This is a genomic window from Pseudomonas sp. NPDC089996, assembly GCF_044748405.1.
Taxonomy (GTDB): Bacteria; Pseudomonadota; Gammaproteobacteria; order Pseudomonadales; family Pseudomonadaceae; genus Aquipseudomonas.
In genome coordinates, this window is the sequence record NZ_JBIVGA010000013.1 from 48,966 (window position 1) to 67,776 (window position 18,811).

Sequence of the window (18,811 nt, forward strand, 5' to 3'; positions counted from 1 at the left end):
ACCAGTTTCAGCGCACTTTAACGTCGCTCGCCCCCCGCTGCACCCGCTTTCTTGCGCGGGTTATTCCGTGAGCAGCGACTGCCGGATCAGCTTCTTGTCAACCTTGCCCACGCTGGTTTTGGGGATTTGCCCGACACAGCGTATCTGCCGCGGAATCGCCCATTTGTTCAGCTGGCCACTGTTGACGAAGGGCTGCAGATGCGCAGCCAGGGCAGCTGCGTCCAGTTGCCGACCGTCGCTGCACACCAGCAAAGCCATCGGCTGCTCGCCCCATTGGGGGTCCGGCACGCCGATCACTGCCACCGCCTCGACGGCCGGATGCTGGCTGATCAGGCTTTCCAGCTCGACCGAGCTGATCCACTCGCCACCGGTCTTGATCACATCCTTGATCCGGTCGCGGATGCGCACCACACCGCCTGCGTCGATGCAGGCAAGGTCACCGGTGTGCAGCCAACCGCCGTGCCACAGCGCAGCGCCCTGCTCCGGCTCCTTCAGGTAACCCAGGGTCAACCACGGCGCGCGTACCACCACCTCACCCAGCCGTTCGCCGTCGTGAGGCACGTCATCGCCTGCGTCATCGACAATGCGCAGGTCCACCATCACGATCGGCACGCCGGCGTTGATGCGCAGCGGCACCTGCTCGGTCACGGGCAGCGCCAGGTCCTGCGCGCTCAGCCGGGTGACGCTGAGCAGCGGGCAGCTTTCCGACATGCCGTAGCCGCAGTGCACGCGAATGCCGCGCTGGCTGGCCCGTTGCGCCAGCCCCACAGTCAGCGCGCTGCCGCCGAGCAGCATCTTCCAGCCGACCAGGTCGGTGCGCCGGCCCTCGTCGCTGTCGAGCATCATCTGCAGCACGGTAGGCACACAATGCGAGAAGGTCACGCCCTCCTCCCGGTACAGCCGCACCAGCCGGTTCGGCTCGTAGCGCCCCGGGTATACCTGCTTGATGCCCAGTGCCGTGGCCACGTAAGGCACGCCCCAGGCATGCACATGGAACATCGGCGTGATCGGCATGTACACGTCGCCTTCGCGCAACAGCGGCTCAGCGCCGCAGGCCGCCAGGGTCGCCTGCTCGGCCAGGGTGTGCAGCACCAGCTGGCGATGGCTGAAGTACACACCCTTGGGGTGGCCGGTGGTACCGGTGGTATAGAACAGCGTCGCCAGGGAATGCTCGTCGAAGTCAGGGAAGTCGAAGCTGGCACCCGCCGCGCCCAGCAACGTCTCATACTCGCCCAGCGTGGGCAGGGCCGGCTGCTCGCAGGCGCCATCGCTGAGGCGGATGAAGCCTTGCACGGTTGGCAGCTCATCACGCAGTTGCGCCATCAGCGGCAGGAAGTCGTCATGCACCAGCACCAGCCGGTCTTCGGCATGATTCATGGTGTAACGGACCTGCTCGGCAGACAGCCGCACGTTCACCGTGTGCAACACCGCACCGAGCATCGGCACGGTGAAGAAGCACTCCAGGGCGCGGTGGCTGTCCCAGTCGAGCAAGGCGACCGTGTCGCCAGGCCTGACCCCGGCTTCGGTCAGCACATTGGCCAGGCGCTGGATGCGTTCGACCAGCGTCGTGTAGCTGTAGCGCAGCGTGTCGGCGTAGACGATTTCCTGGTTCGGCTGGTAGCGCACGCCAGACATCAACAGGCGCTTGATCAGCAGCGGGTAGCCATAGGCCTGTTCGGCGGCCGGCATGATACGGGTGGTGGTCATCGCGTCATCCTTCACAGCTGGTCGGCATCGAGCAGGTACAGGCTGTGGCTACCCGCCTTGACGCTGGCAGTCAGCGAGTGGATGCGCGGTAGCAGGCGCGCGAAATAGAACCGCGCAGTGGCCAGCTTGCGCTGGTGGAACGGCTCAGGTTGCGCCGTGTTCAGGGCAACTTCGGCCATGCGCGCCCACAGGTAGGCATACAGCGTGTAACCGAACACGTGCAGGTACTCCACCGCCGCGGCGCCTATCTCCCGCGGCGCGCCTTGGCCACGGTCGAGCACCCAGGCTGTGAGCGCGTCGAGGTTGTGCATGGCCGCCAGCAATGGCGCGCCGAATTCGGCTGGCAATGCCTCGGCGCTTGCATTGATCTCGGTTGACAATGTGCGGTATGCCTGGCCACCGTCGCCCAGCAGTTTGCGCCCGACCAGGTCGAGGGCCTGGATGCCGTTGGCGCCTTCGTAGATCTGGGTGATGCGGCAATCACGAATCAGCTGCTCCTGGCCCCATTCACGGATATAGCCATGGCCGCCGAACACCTGCTGCCCATGCACGGTGGTTTCCAGGCCCATATCGGTAAGGAACGCCTTGGCCACCGGAGTCAGCAAAGCCACCTTGGCCTCGGCCAGGCGGCGCTCGCCGGCATCCTCGCTGTACTTGGCCACGTCCAGTTGCAGCGCCACATAGGTGGAGAATGCCCGCCCGCCTTCGTTCAGCGCCTTCATGGTCAGCAGCATGCGCCGCACATCCGGGTGCACGACAATCGGGTCGGCCGCCTGCGCCGGCGCCTCGGTGCCGGTCGGGGCCCGCCCCTGCTGGCGGTCGCGGGCATAGGCGATGGCGTTCTGGTAGGAGCGCTCGCCCAGGGCCAGGCCCTGGATACCGACGCCCAGGCGCTCGTAGTTCATCATGGTGAACATGGCGTTGAGGCCCTTGTTCGGCTCGCCGACCAGGTAGCCGATGGCACCGTCGAAGTTCATCACGCAGGTGGCCGAGGCCTTGATGCCCATCTTGTGCTCGATGGAACCGCAACTGACGGCATTGGCCTCGCCCAGCGCGCCATCGTCGTCGACCAGCACTTTCGGTATCAGGAACAGGGAAATGCCTTTGGCGCCGGCAGGGGCGTCGGGCAGACGGGCCAACACCAGGTGGATGATGTTCTCGCTCAGGTCCTGTTCGCCGCCGGTGATGAAGATCTTCGTGCCGCTGACCCGGTAGCGGCCATCGGCCGAAGGTTCGGCGCGGGTGCGCAGCAGGCCGAGGTCGGTGCCGCAGTGCGGCTCTGTCAGGCACATCGAGCCGGTCCAGCGCCCTTGATACATCGGTGGCAGGTAGAGGGCCTTGAGCGGCTCGCTGGCGTGGTTGAGCAATGACAGGCAAGCGCCCGCAGTGAGCATCGGGTACAGGCCGAACGACAGGTTGGCGGCGTTGAGCATCTCTTCGAGCTGGGCGCCGAGCACTTTCGGCATGCCCATGCCGCCATATTCCGGCGCGCCGGCCACGCCCACCCAGCCATCGTCGGCGAACGCCCGGTAGGCTTCGGCAAAACCGTCAGGGGTCATGACCCGGCCATCCTCCCAGCGGCAGCCTTGTTCGTCACCACTGCGGTTGAGCGGCGCCACCACGTCGGCAATCAGCTTGCCGGCCTGTTCGAGCACGGCCCGCGCGGTGTCGGCGTCGACCTGCTCGGCCAGCGCCGGGGTCTGCGCCCACCAGGCCGGGATATCGAACACTTCGTTGAACAGGAAATCCATGTCGCGCAGGGGCGGAAGGTAATCAGACATGAGGCGAACACTCTGTTTCTTGGGTTGACGAACGTGACGCGGCACAGGCCCGGCTGGCCGCCGGGGCGCCATGGCCGCGCAGGAGGAAATGCGACAGCGCCGGGATCAGCACCAGTGCGCCGAGCATGTTCCAGAGGAACATGAAGGTCAGCAGCAGGCCCATGTCGGCCTGGAACTTGATCGGCGACCAGGCCCAGCCGACCACGCCGGCGGCCAGGGTGATGCCCACCAGGCCGACCACGCGCCCGGTGAAGGCCACGGCCTTCTGGTAGGCCTGGGCCAGCGGCAGGCCGGCACGCTGGTGATGCAGCTGCACACTGAGCAGGTACAAGGCGTAGTCGACGCCAATGCCCACGCCCAGGGCGATCACCGGCAAGGTGGCAACCTTGACGCCGATGCCCATGGCCACCATCAGCGCTTCGCACAGCAGCGAAGTGAGCATCAACGGCAGGACCGCCACCAGGGTGGCGCGCCAGCTGCGGAAGGTGAACAGGCAGAACACGGTAACGGCCAGGTACACCAGCAACAGCATGCGGTGGTTGGCCTCGCGCACGACGATATTGGTGGCGGCCTCGATACCGGCGCTGCCGGCGGCCAGCAGGAACTGGCGATCGTCGCCACTGTTGGCCTGGGCGAAACGCTCGGCGGTAGCGGCAACCTGCGCCAGGGTGTCGGCGCGGTGGTCCTTGAGGTAGGCGATCACCGGCATCAGCGAGCAGTCGTTGTTGAACAGCTCCGGCGTGTTGACCGAGGCCTGCTGGGCCGCATAGTTGAGCACGTCCTGGTTGCGCTGCAGGCTGTTCAGGCGCGGGTTGCCCTCGTAGGTGCCGGCGGTGATCTGGCGCACCGCATTGGCCAGCGACAGCGTGGTCTGCACCCCGGGCAACTGTTGCAGCTCCCAGGCCAGGCGGTCGGCCAGCACCAGCGTCTGGTAGCGCAGGCAGCCTTCAGGGGGCGTCTTGACCATCACCGCGAAGGTATCGCTGCTCAGCGCGTAGTGCCTGGTGATGAAGGCGTTGTCGCGGTTGTAGCGCGAGTCGGCGCGCAGCTCCGGGGCACCGCTGTCGAGGTCGCCGATCTTCAGCTGCAGGCTGCCCCACACACCGACGGCGGTCAGGGCCACGGCCACCAGCAAGGCGCCCGTGGCCCACTTGCGTTCGGTGAAGCGGTCGAGCAGGTCCCACAAGCGGCCAAAGCCACGGTGCTGCGCCGCACGGGCATCGATGTACAAGGCGCGCTCGGCGGCCTTGCGGCCCACGCCGACATACGACAGCGCCACCGGCATCAACAGCAGCGAGGTAAAGATCAGCACCGCCACGCCGATGCTGGCGGTGCTGGCCAGGTCCTGGATCACCGGGATATCGATCAGCATCAGCACGGCAAAGCCCACCGCGTCCGCCAGCAGCGCGGTGACCCCGGCCACGAACAGGCGGCGGAAGGTGTAGCGTGCTGCGATCTGCCGGTGGGTGCCGCGGCCGATGTCCTGAAGGATGCCGTTCATCTTCTGCGCGGCGTGGGACACGCCGATGGCGAAGATCAGGAACGGCACCAGGATCGAGTATGGGTCGATGGCATAGCCCAGCCAGGCGACGATGCCCAGCTGCCAGACCACTGCGGTCAGCGAACACAGCACCACCAGCAAGGTGCTGCGCACGCAGCGGGTGTACAGGTAGATGATCACCAGGCTGGTGACCACGGCCAGGGCGAAGAACGCCATCACCTGAATCAGCCCGTCGATCAGGTCGCCCATCAGCTTGGCGAAGCCGATCACATGGATCTGGTAATGGCCGCTGGCCTGGTAGTGGCTGCGCAGGTGTTCGAGCTTTTGCGAGAAGGCGTGGTAGTCGATGCCTTTGCCGGTGGCCGAATCCTGGTCCAGCAGCGGCACGATCAGCATGCTCGACTTGAAGTCGCGGGCTACCAGGCTGCCGACGATATTGGCGCGCTCGATGTTCTGCCGCAGCTGCTCGATCTCGGCGGCCGCACCCTGGTAACCGTCGGGCATCACCGGGCCACCCTGGAAGCCTTCTTCAGTCACCTCGGTCCAGCGCACGGCCGGGCTCCACAGCGACTTCATCCAGGCGCGGTCGACACCGTCACTGAGAAACAGCTCGTCGTTGATCTGGCGCAGGGTCTGCAGGTAGTCGGGGTCGAAGATGTCACCGTGGATGTTCTCCACCACCACCCGCACCGAGTTACCCAGGCCGCGCAGCGACTGGCGGTTGGCGAGGTAGTTCTGAATGTAGGGGTGGCTCTGCGGCAGCATTTTTTCGAAGCTGGGACGCAGCTCCAGGCGGGTCAGCGCCATGTAGCCGAGCACCACGGTGGTCAGCAGCATGCACAGCACGAAGGCCAGGCGGTGGTTGAACACCAGGCGCTCGAGGCGATTGCCCGAACGCGGGTCGAAGTCGGCGAGCGACTGGATCACCGGCAGTGGATCTTGGCGGATATCGGCCATCAGGGTCTTCTCTCGTCGAAGGTGCGCACGCCGCGCTCGCCCACCAGCACCACGCCGCGACCGGCGTCGTCGGCAAGCGCGGTCACCGGGCCGCGTGTGGCTTGTGGTTGCGGGCTGAAACTGGCGCCGCTGTCGCGGCTGAGCAGCAGGTCGCCGGCCTGGCTGGCCAGCCACACAACGCCATCGGCGCCAATGCCGGCGGCGGTCAGGCTGACCCTCACGCCGCTGTCGACCGGTTGCCAATGCTGGCCGTTGTCTGTGCTGCGGTAGGCATTGCCGCGCAGGCCGTAGATCAGCAGCAGGCCGGGTTTGCCGACGGCACCGAACAAGGTGCCGGCATAGGGCGTCGGCACCTGCTCGAAGCGTTCACTTGCGGCGTCCAGCTTGAGCAGCAGCCCCTGCTCCCCGGTGATGTACAGCGCATCACCGACCGGCGCCAGGCTGGTCAGGTGCAGGCCTTGCGGGTTGTCGCTGTGCGCCTGCCACGCCAGCCAGTGCTGGCCACCGTCCTCGGTGCGCAGCAACAGGTTGAACAGGCCCACGGCATAGCCGTGCTGTTCATCGCTGAACCACACATCGAGCAAGGTGCTGTCGGTGCCTTCAGCCAGTGCTCGGCCATCGGCCTGCTTCTCCCAGTGCAAGCCACCATCGTGGCTATGCAATACCACACCGTCATTGCCCACCGCCCAGCCATGCCTTGCAGTGGGGAAGCTGACGGCATTGAGGTCGGCGCTGACCGGCACCTGGGCCTGCAGCCAGTGCGCGCCATGGTCGTCGGAATACACGATGTGCCCACGAGGGCCCACCGCCACCAGGCGCTCACCGGCCCGGGTCACATCACGCAGTGCACTGGTGGCAGCCAGTGCACTGGGCATGGCCGGCAGATCCAGCACATCGGTGAAGGGCCCCGCCTGGGCTGCACCGTGCAGTGCAGCCCAAAGCAGCATTGCCACGCTGCAGCGTTTGAAGACAGACATTGCGAACCCCTGCGCCATGCGTTCAGCGAATGCCATTGCCGGCCAACGATTCAGGCGACCACTGGGCCTTGGACAGCGGGTCGATGTAGCGGATGCCGCCATAGGCGCCGACCACGCCGTTGAGGTTGTAGGTGCCGCCGACCAGGTCGTAGATCATGAACGGCGTGGCATCCGGGGTCTGCTTGTCGTAGCTCTGAGTCAGGAAGGCGAACGAGCCGCGGTACAGCTGGCCACGGGCGTCATACTGGTCGGACGCCAGGGCAACCCAGCTGTCCTCGTCGAGGTAGAAGCGGCGCTTCTGGTAGATGTGCCGCGCACCGTCCTTGAGCTTGCCTTCCACCACCCACACGCGGTGTTTCTCCCAGCGCACGAACTGCGGGGCGAGGTGGTTGGGTGTGGTGAGCTGCTTGACATCGGTGTTGTAGGTCAGCTGATAGGTGTTGTACGGCACGTACATTTCCTGCTTGCCGACCAGGGTCCATTCGTAGCGGTCGAGGGCACCGTTGAAGACGAACACGTCATCGTAGGTGCCGGAGCCCGAAGTACCGGGGTTGGGCGTGTCGTAGGCCAGGTTCGGCGCCAGCTTGACCCGCCGCTGTCCAGGCAGGTACTGCCAGGCGCTGCGCGGCTGCACCAGCGGGTTGGCGGCATCGCGCAACATCATCGCTTCGCCGGCGCGGCGGGCGGGGCCGGTGTACACCAGCTTCATCTGGTAGTAAGTGTCCTTGGCGCCGATCGGCTTGCTCATGTCTTCGTAGATCGGATAGCTGATGTTGGCCTGGCCGGTGGTCGACAACGAGGCCTTGCCAGCGGCGTCGACATTCCACGAGTCGTACTTGGCGGTCATGCTCACGCCCTGGTAGCGCAGCAGGAAGTTCCACATGGCCTCTGCGCCGTTTTGCGGGATCGGGAACGGGATGCCGGGCAGCACGTTGTCCACGGCAGTGCCGCCCTCCTGGCTCCTGGCGCTGGTGGCGTTCTTCAGGGTGTTGTCCAGCACCGCCTGGGGCAGTGCCACGCTGCGGTGGGTCGGGTAGACATCGACACGCATGGTCGGGAAGCGCTTGAGCAGTTCAAGAGTGGTGGCCGTCAGCTGGCCTTTGTACTGTTCGGCGGTCTTGCCATCGATGACCAGCAGCGGTTTTTCGCTGGCGAACGGGTCGGGGCGCATGCTGGCGCCGCTCTGGTAGCTCGCAGGAGGCGTCAGCAGGCCACCTTGGTAGGCCGGGATCGAACCATCGGCATTGGCGGCCTGGTCCGCGCCCAAGGTAGTCAGGCTCTTGCCCAGCTTGGCAGCCTGGTCAGGGGTTACCGCAGCGTGGGCGGCGTTGAGGGCGGCCAGCGACAGGCACGTGGCCAACAGGGTGTTCACGTAGTTCATGATTGTTGTTTTCCTGTGAAGTCTGTGGGGGCAGGTCTCAGAACGTGGTCTTGAGGGTCAGGTACAGGGCGCCACGGTCTTCGGTGGTGGCACCACCGCCGGAGAAGGAGGCGTAGCCGCCGCCGTAGCAGGTGTAGTCCTGTTCGCCGTCGAGTGCGTTCGGCGTGCTGCCGTCGGTCTGGCCATCCTTGCAGGACTGGGTCTTGCCGAAGCTGTCGACGTATTTGAGGTCGACGAAGTACTGGTTGTAGATGGCGGCGCTGACGCCAACCGCATAGTTGCCGGTGTCCTTGGCACCGCCGCCCTGCACCGGCGACACGCCGTCGATGCCGACGTTGACCGACAGCGGCAGGCTCAGGTCGACACCTGGCATCACCTGGAACCAGGTGGGGGTGAAGTTGACGGCGATGCCCCAGTTGTCGCGGGTCGGCTGGTCGATGCCGCGGTAGCTGCGCTTGCCTTTGTACAAGGCCTCGTTGTGGCCATCGAGCTTGAGCAGATTGCTGTAGAACAGCTCGCCGAGCAGGGTTGCCGAGTCGAACAGCGGCGTGTTGCCGAGGGTCATCAGGCCGTTGAGGGTCCAGTGCAGGGTTTCACCGGTGGCGCTCAGGCTGTCGCCGTCCTTGGGCACGTCGTAGATCACCCCGCTGCTCGCCAGGCGCGGCGGCAGCAGGCCAAAGCCGCCCCCCAGGCCCGCCGTGCCAGGGGCACTGACGATGGCCGGGATGCTCGCCAGGGGCATGTGGTGACGAATGTTGAGGTCGCTGCCGACGCTGATGCCGCCGACGTCTTTGGACAGGCTCAGGCCATAGATGTCGATGTCGTCGGCATAGGCGAACTGGTAGGTGGTGCTCTGCAGCGAGTTGTACAGGTTGCCGACCGCTGCCTGACGGCTGGCCGGCGGCGCGCCGAACGGGCCACGGGCCACGGTCATGCCGCGTGCGTCGAGCCAGGCCTGGGGCAGGATCTCGGAGGTCTTGCGATAGTAGAAGCCCAGCGTGCCGCCGAGCCACTCGGGCGACCACTTGGCCATGACGCCCCAGTCGCCACTGTTGCGCGGCGTCAGGTCGTCGCCACGGCGGAGGGTGGTAAGCGCACCGCGCACCGGGATCAGCCCTGGGGTGCCGGTGTGACCAAGCAGGAAGCTCTGGGCGCCCTCGCCCACTACGTCGGAGCCGCCATAGTAGGTACCGGCTTCCGGCAGGCGCGCGGCATCCCAACCGAAGAAGTACTGGGCGCCCAAGGTCAGTTCGGGGTTGACCATGAACGACGTGGACAATTGGTTGCGAGGTACGAACAGTTCCTTGGCTTCGGTACCTGGGGAGGCTGCCAGTTTGGCCAGGTCCAGCCCGGACTGGCCGTAGCTCAGCGAGTGCACAGGGTTGAGGAGGGTTTCACCCCAGAACAGGTTGTGCTGGCCGACTTTGGCGCTGACTTGCGATTCTTCGCCAACGTCGCGGCTGAAGAACACGAAGGCATCCAGCACTTCACCGGACGGGCCGCTGTAGTAGCGCTGGGCATAGTTGCTCAGGTGCGGGCTGCCCAGCGGCACACCGGTGCCCGGCAGGCCATTGAGGCCGGGGTTGATGCCGGACTGGTCACCGTTGCCGTTGACGAACGGGTTGCTGTTGGACCCGGCATTGTCATACGCCTTGTCGTACCAGCTGGCGGTGCTGACCCGAAAACCGGTGCTGCCCTGGTAGACCACGTCCAACTCTGTCAGCAGGTCGACCCGGTTGGTGATGTTGGTGCCGGCCTTACGGAAGTTGTAGTCACCGTCGTTGCTGTTGGGCGTGCCCAGCATGCGTTTATCGGCGCTTTCAGTGCGCACGCCATAGTTGTACTTGACCGTATTATCGAAGCGTACGGCCCAGTCTTCACTACCGGTAGTGACTTCGAAGGCGTGCGCGCCGGGCAGGCTGAGCAGGCTGATGGCGCAGGCGAGCAGGCAGCGCTGTGGTTTCACAGCACGGTGGGTGCGATGTTCTGGCATTGCGATGACTCCACTTATTGTTCTTGTTGTTCATGGCCGCCCGTCATCTGCGGGCTTGGCTTGGGCATCCGTGCGTGCTTGGCAGATCAGTGGTCCAGGCGACGAATCAGGTTTTCGGCCAGTGGCCAGGGGCCGAAGCCGGCTGCCGGGTTGAGGTGGCCGACCGGCCCAAGGGCGACCAGCTCGCTGCCCCAGGCCTGGGCCATGGCGCCGGCGGCGTCGAAGCTGGCCAGGTGGTCGTTGCTGCTGGCAGCGACGATGCTGGGGAACGGCAACGGCGTCATCGGCAAGGGCGACCAGCCCTGCTCGCCCAGGCTCTGCGGGCTAGGGTAATGGGCCGGCCACTGGGCGTGCAGGTCTGGCGGTGCTGCCAACAAGGCGCCTTTGATCGGCCGCTGATAGCGGGCAGCCCAGTGGGCCACCATCAACACGCCTGCGCTGTGCGCCACCAGCACCACCTCACCGTCGATCTGCTCCAGCTCGCGTTGGATGGCTTCGACACGGCCGTTGCAGCTGAGCCCGTCGACCTGCAGCGGTGGCACGCTGCGGACCTTGGCCAGGCGCGCTTCGAGCAAGGTCTGCCAATGCTCGCTGGCAAATTCGCGCAGGCCAGGAATGATCAATACGGTGGCAGTGGTTTGCAGTTTTTCCACGTCGGGACCTCGGCTTGAATCGGTTACGAGGCTCACAGTAATGAGGGGGCTCTACGGGTGCTTCACATTGCGCGTCAGTGGCTTTTCATTTGATGACAGCTGGCTGTCCGGCGCTTGTGCTTCTCAAGGGATGACACGCAGGCTATAAAGCAGCAACCGCCTGACGGAAAACAATAAGAATGCCCGCCCTAGTCCGTGCCGCCAGCCTGACCAATTACCTCGAAGTGTCCCGCCATGTGGGCCTGAACCCTAACGCCTTGCTTGCCCAGGTCGGCCTCAGCGCAGCCCTGCTCGAAAACCCCGACCACCGCATTCCGGCGGCCAATGTCATTTCCCTGCTGGAGGAGTCGGCACGCATCAGCGGCTGCGAAACCTTTGGTTTGCGCATGGCGGAATCGCGCCAGTTGTCTGATTTTGGCGCGATCAGCTTGCTGCTCAGCCACCAACGCAACCTGCGCGACGCCCTGCAGGTGATCGTGCAATACCGTCATCTGCTCAACGACGCGCTGGCCATCCATATCGAGGAAGCCGGCAAGACGGTCATCATTCGCGAAGAGGTGATCAACGAGCGGGCAACGGGCAGCCGCCAGGCCACGGAGCTGGCCATCGGCGTGATGCTGCGCCTGTGTGCGGCGCTGCTGGGCAGCCACTGGCACCCCATCAGCGCCAACTTCACCCATGCTGCCCCCGCCGACCCGGCCATCCACCGGCGCATCTTCGGCTGCAAGCTGGTGTTCGGCAGCGAGTTCAATGGCATCGTCTGCCCCGCCGCCGACCTCGACAGCGCCAGCCCGCAGGCCAACGAAGCCATGGCACGCCTGGCGCGGCGCTACCTGGACACCCTGCCGGCCGGTGGCACGCCGTCACTGGAACTGGAGCTGCGCAAGACCATCTACCTGCTGCTGCCCATGGGCCGTGCCACCATCGAGCAGGTGGCGCAGACCCAGGGCATGAATGTGCGCACGCTGCAACGGCGCCTGGAGGAAGACGGGCTGACCTTCAAGGACCTGATCAACGACGTGCGCCGCGACCTGGTGATGCGTTACCTGGAAAACCCCAGCTACTCGCTGGGGCGCATCGCCGACATGCTCGGCTACTCGATGCCCAGCTCGTTCACCCGCTGGTTCATCGCCCAGTTCGGCATGCCGCCGGCCAGCTGGCGTGCCAGGCTCGCCGAAAAGGCGCCATGACTGGCGATAAGGTTTCGCGGTCGATCACGATGAACACTTCACCCTGCTGGTATTCGACCGGGTAGGTCTGGACCCGGAGCGCTGTCGAATTCAGCAGGTAGCCACTGGCAAGATCGAAGCGCAGGCCGTGGGCGCAGCACTGGATGACCCGGCCCTCCAGGCGCCCGCCGCACAGCGAGGCGCCTTGATGCGGGCAGCTGTCGTCGATCGCGTAGAGGGTATCGGCCACATTGAACACGGCCAGGCTCTTGCCGTGGCTTTCTACCAGCACGCGCGCGTTGCGTTCGGGTACCTGGCTTGCCGCCAGGGCGATACGCCGCGTCATGCCGGCACCTGTTCGGGCAAGGCTTCAATCATTGCTGCGAACAGCACTTCGGCAGGTTGCGCGCCGGCAATCAGGCGGCCGCCATTGAAGCGGAAACACGGCACCGCGCTGCCTGCGCGCCCGGCTCCGTCGAGGAACGGGCTGCCATCATCACGCAGGCAGTCGACCACTTGCGCCGCCTCCAGCCCGCAGGCCTGGGCAATGGCGAGCAAGACCCGGCTGTCGCCGAGGTCGCGGCCCTGATGGAAGTAGGCAATAAACAGCTGCACCAGCAACGTTTCAAGCCGCCTGGCGCTGAACAGGCTGGACGCCCGTTGCAACAGGCGGTGGGCGTTGGCGGTATTGGGCATGCGGCGGATGCGTGTGAAATCGATGTCTTCGCCCACTACACTGGCCGCTGCTCGCACCTGTGCCTGGCGCTCGCGAACGGCCTGTTCGCTGCCCAGCCGCTGCATGTAGAACGCATGGAATGGCAGGCCATTGGCAGGCAGGCCTGGTAGCAGCTGCACGCCGCGCCACTGCAGGTCCACCTGCACCTGCGGCTGTTCGCGCTGCAGCAGCAACAGGGCAGCCTGCAATTGCCGCTGACCGATCAGGCACCACGGGCAGATGAAATCGAAAAACACTTCGATGGATAACGTCTGTTTCACGAACTCGACTCCTCGGTACGTTTGACCGATGCTTGCAGACGCTCCATGTCGCGGTGGTAATGGCGTTTGCCGATGAAGAACACCGCAGCGGCGGCGATGCTCACCAGCGGCACCAGCTGAAACGCGGCGTGCAAACCGATCAGGTCGGAAACCCGGCCGGTGATCAGCGGCCCGGTCGCCAGGCCCAGCAGGTTGTTGGCCAGGGTCAGGGTGGCGAAGGCAGTGCCATGCACCGCGGCGTGGGTCAGGTTGGCGACCATGGCGCTGGACGGGCCGTTGGTGCCGACGCCGATCATCATGCCCAGGCAGATCAGCACCAACTGCGCACTGCCCGCCGGCAAGGCAAAGGCCACCGACAGCAGCAGGCAGCTGCCCAGGCAATAGCCGATGGCCAGGCTGATCTTGCGGTCCGGGCGCTGACGGCCCAGGCGGTCACAGAGCATTGCGCAGAGGATGGTGCCAATACCGCTGAACAGCACGATCACCGCAGCGATCGCCCCGGCGCGGTCAGTGCCCATGGCGTAATAGCGGTTCAGGTAGCTGGGCATCCACACGATGACGGTGCCGCCGACGAACAATTGCAGGCCACTGCCGATGTAAGCGGCAATGACCGAGCGTGATCCATACAGGGTACGCAGCGGGTGGCTTGCCTTCGCCAGGGTTTGTTCGGCACATTTCGCGGTAATGCGGGCTTCCTTGACGATCAGCGGATACAGCATCGCCAGCACCAGGCCGAACAGCGCCATGCCGGCGAACGCCCAGCGCCAGCCCAGATGCTGCGCCAGGATGCCGCCCAAGGCCATGCCCAGCACCGAGCCGAACATGCCACCGGCCATGAAGGCGCCGGCCAGGGTCGCACGCATGTCGCGGGGGAACACTGCCACCACCACGGCAATGCCGACGCTGCCGTAGGCGGCCTCGCCGACACCCACGAGGAAGCGGGCGATGAACATCTGCGGGTAGTTTTCTGCCAGCGCGCAGCCCAGGGTCGCCAGGCTCCACAGCACGGCCATCAGCACCAGGCTGCGAACCCGGCCGAAGCGGTCGGCGAGCAATGACAACGGGAAGGTCAGCAGGCCGACCATCAGCGCGACGATGCCGCTGAGCAGGCCGAGCTGGCTGTCGCTCAGTACCCACTCGCTCTTGAGCAGCGGGAACACGGCATTGAGCACCTGGCGCGACATGTAGTCGGAGATCAACAGGCCGAAGGTCAGGGCGAAGACGACCCAGGCATAGCGCCGCGGGACGCTGTGCGCGGTGTCGGTGCCGGGTGCCTGGGCACTGGCGAGATAGGTGGCCATGGTGCCTCCTCGGAGTATCGGGCGTGGGTGATGTTCTTGTTGTTATGGGTAACAGCCAGAATCTTTACTGCTGGTTCTGGCCTCTTCGCGGACAAGCCCGCTCCCACAGGGTCTGAGGAAACAGAGGTCCATTGTGGGAGCGGGCTTGCCCGCGAAGAGGCCGGACCTGCATGTCAGGCCCGCTGCGGCACACCCTTGTGCCCCGGCTGGCGGTTCGGCGCCATGCCGTTGGCCTTGAGGGTCTGCTCGATGCTGGTGTACCGCTCGCCAATGCGGTAAATGGCCCGGGCCTCTTTGCCGTTGGCCACTTCACGGCCCAGCTCATGGGCCACGCGCACGGTCTGACGGATCTGCTGCACCGAGCCGAAGCGCTTGCCGTGCTGGTCGATGATGGTGTCTTCGTTGCCGCAGCGTGGGTGCAGGCCCATGGCCAAGGCCATGGTGTTGAACGGCAGTACATTCTTGAGCAGCGACTCGGCCGTCAACGTGCAGCCATCCGGCGCCCGGTGGATGAAGTTGAAGAAGTTGAACGGGTTGGGGCCGTCGAAACCGCCGCCGATGCCGATCCAGGTCAGGTTCAGCGGGCCCATGTAATCGCCACGGCGGACAATGCGCTCAAGGGTTTCCATGGCGTGCATGCCGGTCAGCTGGAAGTGCGGCTGGATACCGCTGGCCTGCAGCCGGCGCAGGTGTTCGCGCACCCAGGCCGGCCCGGCGGGCACGGTCATCTCGCTGTAGGCAGCATGGATCGCCGGGTGAGCCAGGGAGGTGCCTTCCAGGTACTCTGGGTACAGCAGCTCCATGATGTTCATCTGCGTGGTGTTGATCGCCACGGTCACCTGGTCGGGGCGCGGGGTCAGCTCGGCTAGCATGTGCCGGGTATCGTCGGACAGCCACTTGGCCGCCTCGCCTTCGCCCTCGGGGGCAAAGGAAATCGAGCCACCGACCTGGATGATCATGTCCGGCACCGCTTCACGCACGCCGGCGATCAGCTCGTTGAACCTGGACAGGCGCTTGGAGCCCTTGCCGTCCAGTTCGCGCACATGCAGGTGCAGCACGGTGGCACCCGCCTCGTAGCAATCGACGGCCTTCTGCACCTGCTCGTCCATGGTCAGCGGGATGTCTTCGGGGAAGTCCTCGGGCATCCATTCCGGCCCATACGGGGCGACGGTGATCACCACCTTTTCCATGTTTTCCGGGTGCAACGAATCATCGAAGAATTGCATGCAGTAGTCCTCGTTATTGTTGTGATTGCGCTGTGCGCCGCCTTTGGCGGCGGCGATTCAGAAGCTGACGCTGCCCTTGATCCCCGCACGCTCCATCTTGCGGTTGCACGGCGGGTAGTCCATGACCGCGTAATGCTGGGTGCTGCGGTTGTCCCAGATGGCCACGCTGTTGGGCTTCCAGCGCCAGCGCACCTGGTACTCGGGCAGGTACGCCTGGCTGACCAGGTAACGCAGCAGGTCGGCGGCACCGGGGTTGGCGTCCTGGCCGAAGCGCACGCGCTGGGGGGTGTGGTAGTTGCTGAAGTGGGTGGTGAAGGCGTTGACGAACAGCACCTGCTCGCCGGTTTCCGGGTGGGTGCGCACCACCGGGTGCTCGGCGTCGGGGAACTGCGCCTTGAGCGCCAGGCGCTTGTCGATCGGCATGGCGGCGCCGAAGCTGGCCTCGATGCTGTGGCGTGCACGCAGGCCTTCGATCTTGGCTTTCACGTCAATCGGCAGGTTTTCATAGGCCAGCACCATGTTCGCCCACATCGTGTCGCCGCCCACCGGCGGGCACTCGACGCAGCGCAGCACACAACCCATGGGTGGTGCTTCGCGCCAGGTGGCGTCGGTGTGCCAGGCATTTTCATAACGGTCGTTGGGCTGGTCGGGGCGTTTGTAGATCTGCACCAGGCCAGGATGCTCCGGGTCGCTGCCGGCCACCGGGTGGTCCTCCAGCTCGCCAAAACGCCGGGCAAAGGCCACGTGTTCGGCGCGGCTGAAGTGCTGGTCACGCAGGAACAGCACACGGTGCCTGAGCAACTGCGCGCGCAGTTGCTCGAACAGATCGTCGTCGTGGATCGCGTCAGCCAGGTTGACACCGCTTATCTCGGCGCCGATCGCACAGGTCAGTTGTTCGATGTGCATGCTGTTGCCCTCTTCAGATGACGAAGATCGACGAGCCGGTGGTCTTGCGTGCCTCCAGGTCGCGATGGGCCTGGACGGCATCCTGCAAGGCATAATGCTGGTTGATCTCGATGCGGATGCGGCCACTGCTGACGTGCTCGAACAGCTCGCCGGCCAGGTCGGCCTTTTCCGCAGGGTCGGCAATGAAGTCGGCCAGCGCCGGGCGGGTCAGCTGCAGCGAGCCCTTGATCGCCAGCAACTGCGGGTCGAACGACGCGATGGTGCCGGAGGCAGTACCGACGCACACCATCAGGCCACGGCGCTTGAGCGAGTCGAGCGAACCCATGAAGGTGTTCTTGCCAACGCTGTCGAACACCACGTTCACGCCGACGCCGTCGGTGAGCTCACGCACGCGACTGGCCACGTCCTCGACGCTGTAGTTGATGATCTGGTTGCAGCCATGGGCGCGGGCGACTTCGGCCTTGGCCTCGGTGGATACCGTGCCGATCACGTTCAGCCCCAGTAACCGCGCCCACTGCGCGACGATCAGGCCGACGCCGCCCGCTGCGGCATGCAACAGCACCGTGTCGCGGGGTTTGAAGGCATACAGTCGGCGCATCAGGTAGGCCGCAGTCAGCCCGCGCATGGTCATGGCGGCGGCGGTCTCGAAGGCGATGGTTTCCGGCAGCTTGATCAGCGCCGCAGCAGGAATGAGCCGCTCGGTACAATACGCGCCGAGGGTGTTGAGGAAACCGGTGTAGGTAACCCGGTCACCCACCGCCACCTGAGTCACGCCCTCGCCTACCGCCTGCACCACACCGGACGCTTCCACGCCGATGCCATTGGGTAACGGGATCGGGTAGGTGCCATTGCGAAAATAGGTGTCGGCATAGTTCAGACCGACCGCCACCTGGCGCAGGCGCACCTGCCCCGGGCCGGGTTCACCAACCTCGGCATCTTCGTAGCGCAGTACTTCCGGGCCACCGGTCTGGTGGAAACGTACGGCTTTGGACATGCTTGTCTCTCCAATCATCGATCTGGACGCAAGGCGTCAGTTCTGGGTGATTGGAATGTAAGCGCTTAAGGTGCGGGGTGCTTCGCATCGGGCGACAGCGGGTTTTCATTTGATGACAGATCACCGGGCCAGGGCCTGCGACCTGTTCCCCAGTATCAGCCGATTACTCCAGGCATTCTCTGGCAGCCATACGTAGTTTGTCACTCGAGAGGAAACTGCCCTTATAGAAAGTTGCCCGGCTGCCGTCGCGATATTCAACGACCTCCAGCACTTCGTCTGAAGTCACGGCACTGGGTGCGGTCAACCGATAACCATGGTTGATCGACTTCTGCGTGGTCTGGGGAGACAGCGCCTGCCACTTTGGCAGTACGCAGGCGGCATAATCGGCCGGTGATTTCGCAGTGAGCTTGCTGGCGGTGGGCTTGCCTGGGTTTGCGCAGCCGGCGAGGCTTGCAGCGAGCGCGGCGCAGAGCAGGATACGAAAGGTTGGCATTTGCAATTGACCTGACGGGAACGTGGGCCATTCTAGCCGGGATCGAACCGAAGCGGTAATCCACCAAGGTCGTGCCAGGGCCTGGTTTCAATTGCGCAATACTTCCGTCGAATGGGCAAGCCGACCCATTCCTTTAGAATGAGAAGCGCTGATGGATCAGCACCCATCGCAAGAAGCCCGCTCTCAGGTGCGGGCTTTTTGCTCTTGCCGATCACCGCGTCAGGCTTTCTTGCACATCAATGCAGCATCGAGCAAGCGGCCATGGTCATACCAGGCATCGCGCTGGTAGGCAGTGAACTGACGCTGCGTTCCAGTGCCGCGCAGTTCCACCAGGCCATCGGCCTTGTTGGGGTCGGTACTTTCCACGTACAGCTTGACCGAGTTGTCACCATCGACTTCATAGGTTTTCACATCGCCCTGAAGTTCGCCTTTGACGCACCCCAGATAGTCTGGCGCGCTTCTATCGGTGGCGCCCGACGTATAACCATGGCCCTCTCTTACATCCGGATTCTGTGCACACCCGGCCATAAACAGCGTGGCGAAAGTGGATAACAGTACTGCGCCTGCGACCGATCTTGAACGCTTCACGCGACACGCTCCAGCTGCCCCAACGAGAACCTGGAAAAGAGTTGCAAGGCAGAACACCCTTTTTTGGTTTTCATGCCCCCATGTTACTGCGCAAAGTCCGAAGCCCAATAGGCTTGTTTGCTATATGGGAAATGGCCGATGGCCAGCCGGTTTTCGACTTTCGGATTTCGGGTTGAATCTTCAGGACG

Annotated in this window: 15 protein-coding genes and 1 pseudogene; 1 reads left to right on the top strand and 15 read right to left on the bottom strand. The window is 64.7% G+C overall.

Translation table 11 applies throughout. The features are described from left to right. Positions 1 to 60: 60 nt before the first annotated feature. The 7 genes from ACIPW4_RS21325 to ACIPW4_RS21355 all read right to left on the bottom strand — a co-directional run bounded on the left by ACIPW4_RS21325 (position 61) and on the right by ACIPW4_RS21355 (position 10,950). Entirely contained in the window at positions 61 to 1,707 is a 1,647-nt protein-coding gene (locus tag ACIPW4_RS21325; protein ID WP_400661250.1) for a fatty acid--CoA ligase, read from the bottom strand. An 11-nt stretch (positions 1,708 to 1,718) separates the two neighbouring features. After that, positions 1,719 to 3,488: an acyl-CoA dehydrogenase C-terminal domain-containing protein gene (locus tag ACIPW4_RS21330; RefSeq protein ID WP_400661252.1), complete on the bottom strand. Its 1,770-nt coding sequence runs from the start codon at positions 3,486 to 3,488 to the stop codon at positions 1,719 to 1,721. After that, on the bottom strand, positions 3,481 to 5,946 hold the full coding sequence (locus ACIPW4_RS21335) for an RND family transporter (RefSeq protein WP_400661254.1): 2,466 nt from the start codon (positions 5,944 to 5,946) through the stop codon (positions 3,481 to 3,483). The genes ACIPW4_RS21330 and ACIPW4_RS21335 overlap by 8 nt, the downstream gene beginning before the upstream one ends. After that, positions 5,946 to 6,923, bottom strand: coding sequence for a WD40/YVTN/BNR-like repeat-containing protein (locus ACIPW4_RS21340; RefSeq protein WP_400661256.1), 978 nt, complete (start codon positions 6,921 to 6,923; stop codon positions 5,946 to 5,948). The genes ACIPW4_RS21335 and ACIPW4_RS21340 overlap by 1 nt, the downstream gene beginning before the upstream one ends. Before the next feature lie 22 nt (positions 6,924 to 6,945). Further along, positions 6,946 to 8,304, bottom strand: coding sequence for a DUF1329 domain-containing protein (locus ACIPW4_RS21345; protein WP_400661258.1), 1,359 nt, complete (start codon positions 8,302 to 8,304; stop codon positions 6,946 to 6,948). A 37-nt stretch (positions 8,305 to 8,341) separates the two neighbouring features. After that, the gene (locus ACIPW4_RS21350) at positions 8,342 to 10,297 is read right to left on the bottom strand and encodes a DUF1302 domain-containing protein (protein WP_400661260.1); all 1,956 of its coding nucleotides are present in this window, start codon (positions 10,295 to 10,297) and stop codon (positions 8,342 to 8,344) included. An 86-nt stretch (positions 10,298 to 10,383) separates the two neighbouring features. Beyond that, positions 10,384 to 10,950 carry an RBBP9/YdeN family alpha/beta hydrolase gene (locus tag ACIPW4_RS21355; RefSeq protein ID WP_400661261.1) on the bottom strand — a complete coding sequence of 189 codons (567 nt, stop codon included), beginning with the start codon at positions 10,948 to 10,950 and terminating at the stop codon, positions 10,384 to 10,386. Positions 10,951 to 11,129: 179 nt separating this feature from the next. On the opposite strand from ACIPW4_RS21355, the gene ACIPW4_RS21360 reads away from it, so the two are divergent. Then, on the top strand, positions 11,130 to 12,140 hold the full coding sequence (locus ACIPW4_RS21360) for an AraC family transcriptional regulator (protein WP_400661263.1): 1,011 nt from the start codon (positions 11,130 to 11,132) through the stop codon (positions 12,138 to 12,140). 13 nt (positions 12,141 to 12,153) lie between these two features. Here ACIPW4_RS21360 and ACIPW4_RS21365 read toward each other — a convergent pair. The 8 genes and pseudogenes from ACIPW4_RS21365 to ACIPW4_RS21400 all read right to left on the bottom strand — a co-directional run. After that, positions 12,154 to 12,465: pseudogene (locus ACIPW4_RS21365) on the bottom strand (Rieske (2Fe-2S) protein); the annotation flags it as partial. Continuing rightward, positions 12,462 to 13,115, bottom strand: a complete 654-nt coding sequence (locus ACIPW4_RS21370; protein WP_400661265.1) for a DsbA family oxidoreductase — start codon at positions 13,113 to 13,115, stop codon at positions 12,462 to 12,464. The gene ACIPW4_RS21370 and the pseudogene ACIPW4_RS21365, both read right to left, overlap by 4 nt. Further along, the gene (locus ACIPW4_RS21375) at positions 13,112 to 14,416 is read right to left on the bottom strand and encodes an MFS transporter (RefSeq protein ID WP_400661267.1); all 1,305 of its coding nucleotides are present in this window, start codon (positions 14,414 to 14,416) and stop codon (positions 13,112 to 13,114) included. Before ACIPW4_RS21375 ends, ACIPW4_RS21370 begins: the two co-directional genes overlap by 4 nt. Positions 14,417 to 14,589: 173 nt before the next feature. Then, positions 14,590 to 15,642 (bottom strand): 3-keto-5-aminohexanoate cleavage protein, encoded by a 1,053-nt coding sequence (locus ACIPW4_RS21380; RefSeq protein WP_400661269.1) that lies wholly within the window; start codon positions 15,640 to 15,642, stop codon positions 14,590 to 14,592. A gap of 57 nt (positions 15,643 to 15,699) precedes the next feature. Further along, positions 15,700 to 16,548: a TauD/TfdA dioxygenase family protein gene (locus ACIPW4_RS21385; protein WP_400661270.1), complete on the bottom strand. Its 849-nt coding sequence runs from the start codon at positions 16,546 to 16,548 to the stop codon at positions 15,700 to 15,702. 13 nt (positions 16,549 to 16,561) lie between these two features. Beyond that, a complete protein-coding gene (locus tag ACIPW4_RS21390; RefSeq protein WP_400661271.1) occupies positions 16,562 to 17,542 on the bottom strand; it encodes a quinone oxidoreductase family protein in 981 nt (326 codons plus the stop codon). A gap of 163 nt (positions 17,543 to 17,705) precedes the next feature. Further along, a complete protein-coding gene (locus ACIPW4_RS21395) occupies positions 17,706 to 18,035 on the bottom strand; it encodes a hypothetical protein (protein WP_400661273.1) in 330 nt (109 codons plus the stop codon). Positions 18,036 to 18,254: 219 nt separating this feature from the next. Further along, entirely contained in the window at positions 18,255 to 18,623 is a 369-nt protein-coding gene (locus ACIPW4_RS21400; protein WP_400661275.1) for a hypothetical protein, read from the bottom strand. Positions 18,624 to 18,811: the final 188 nt, after the last annotated feature.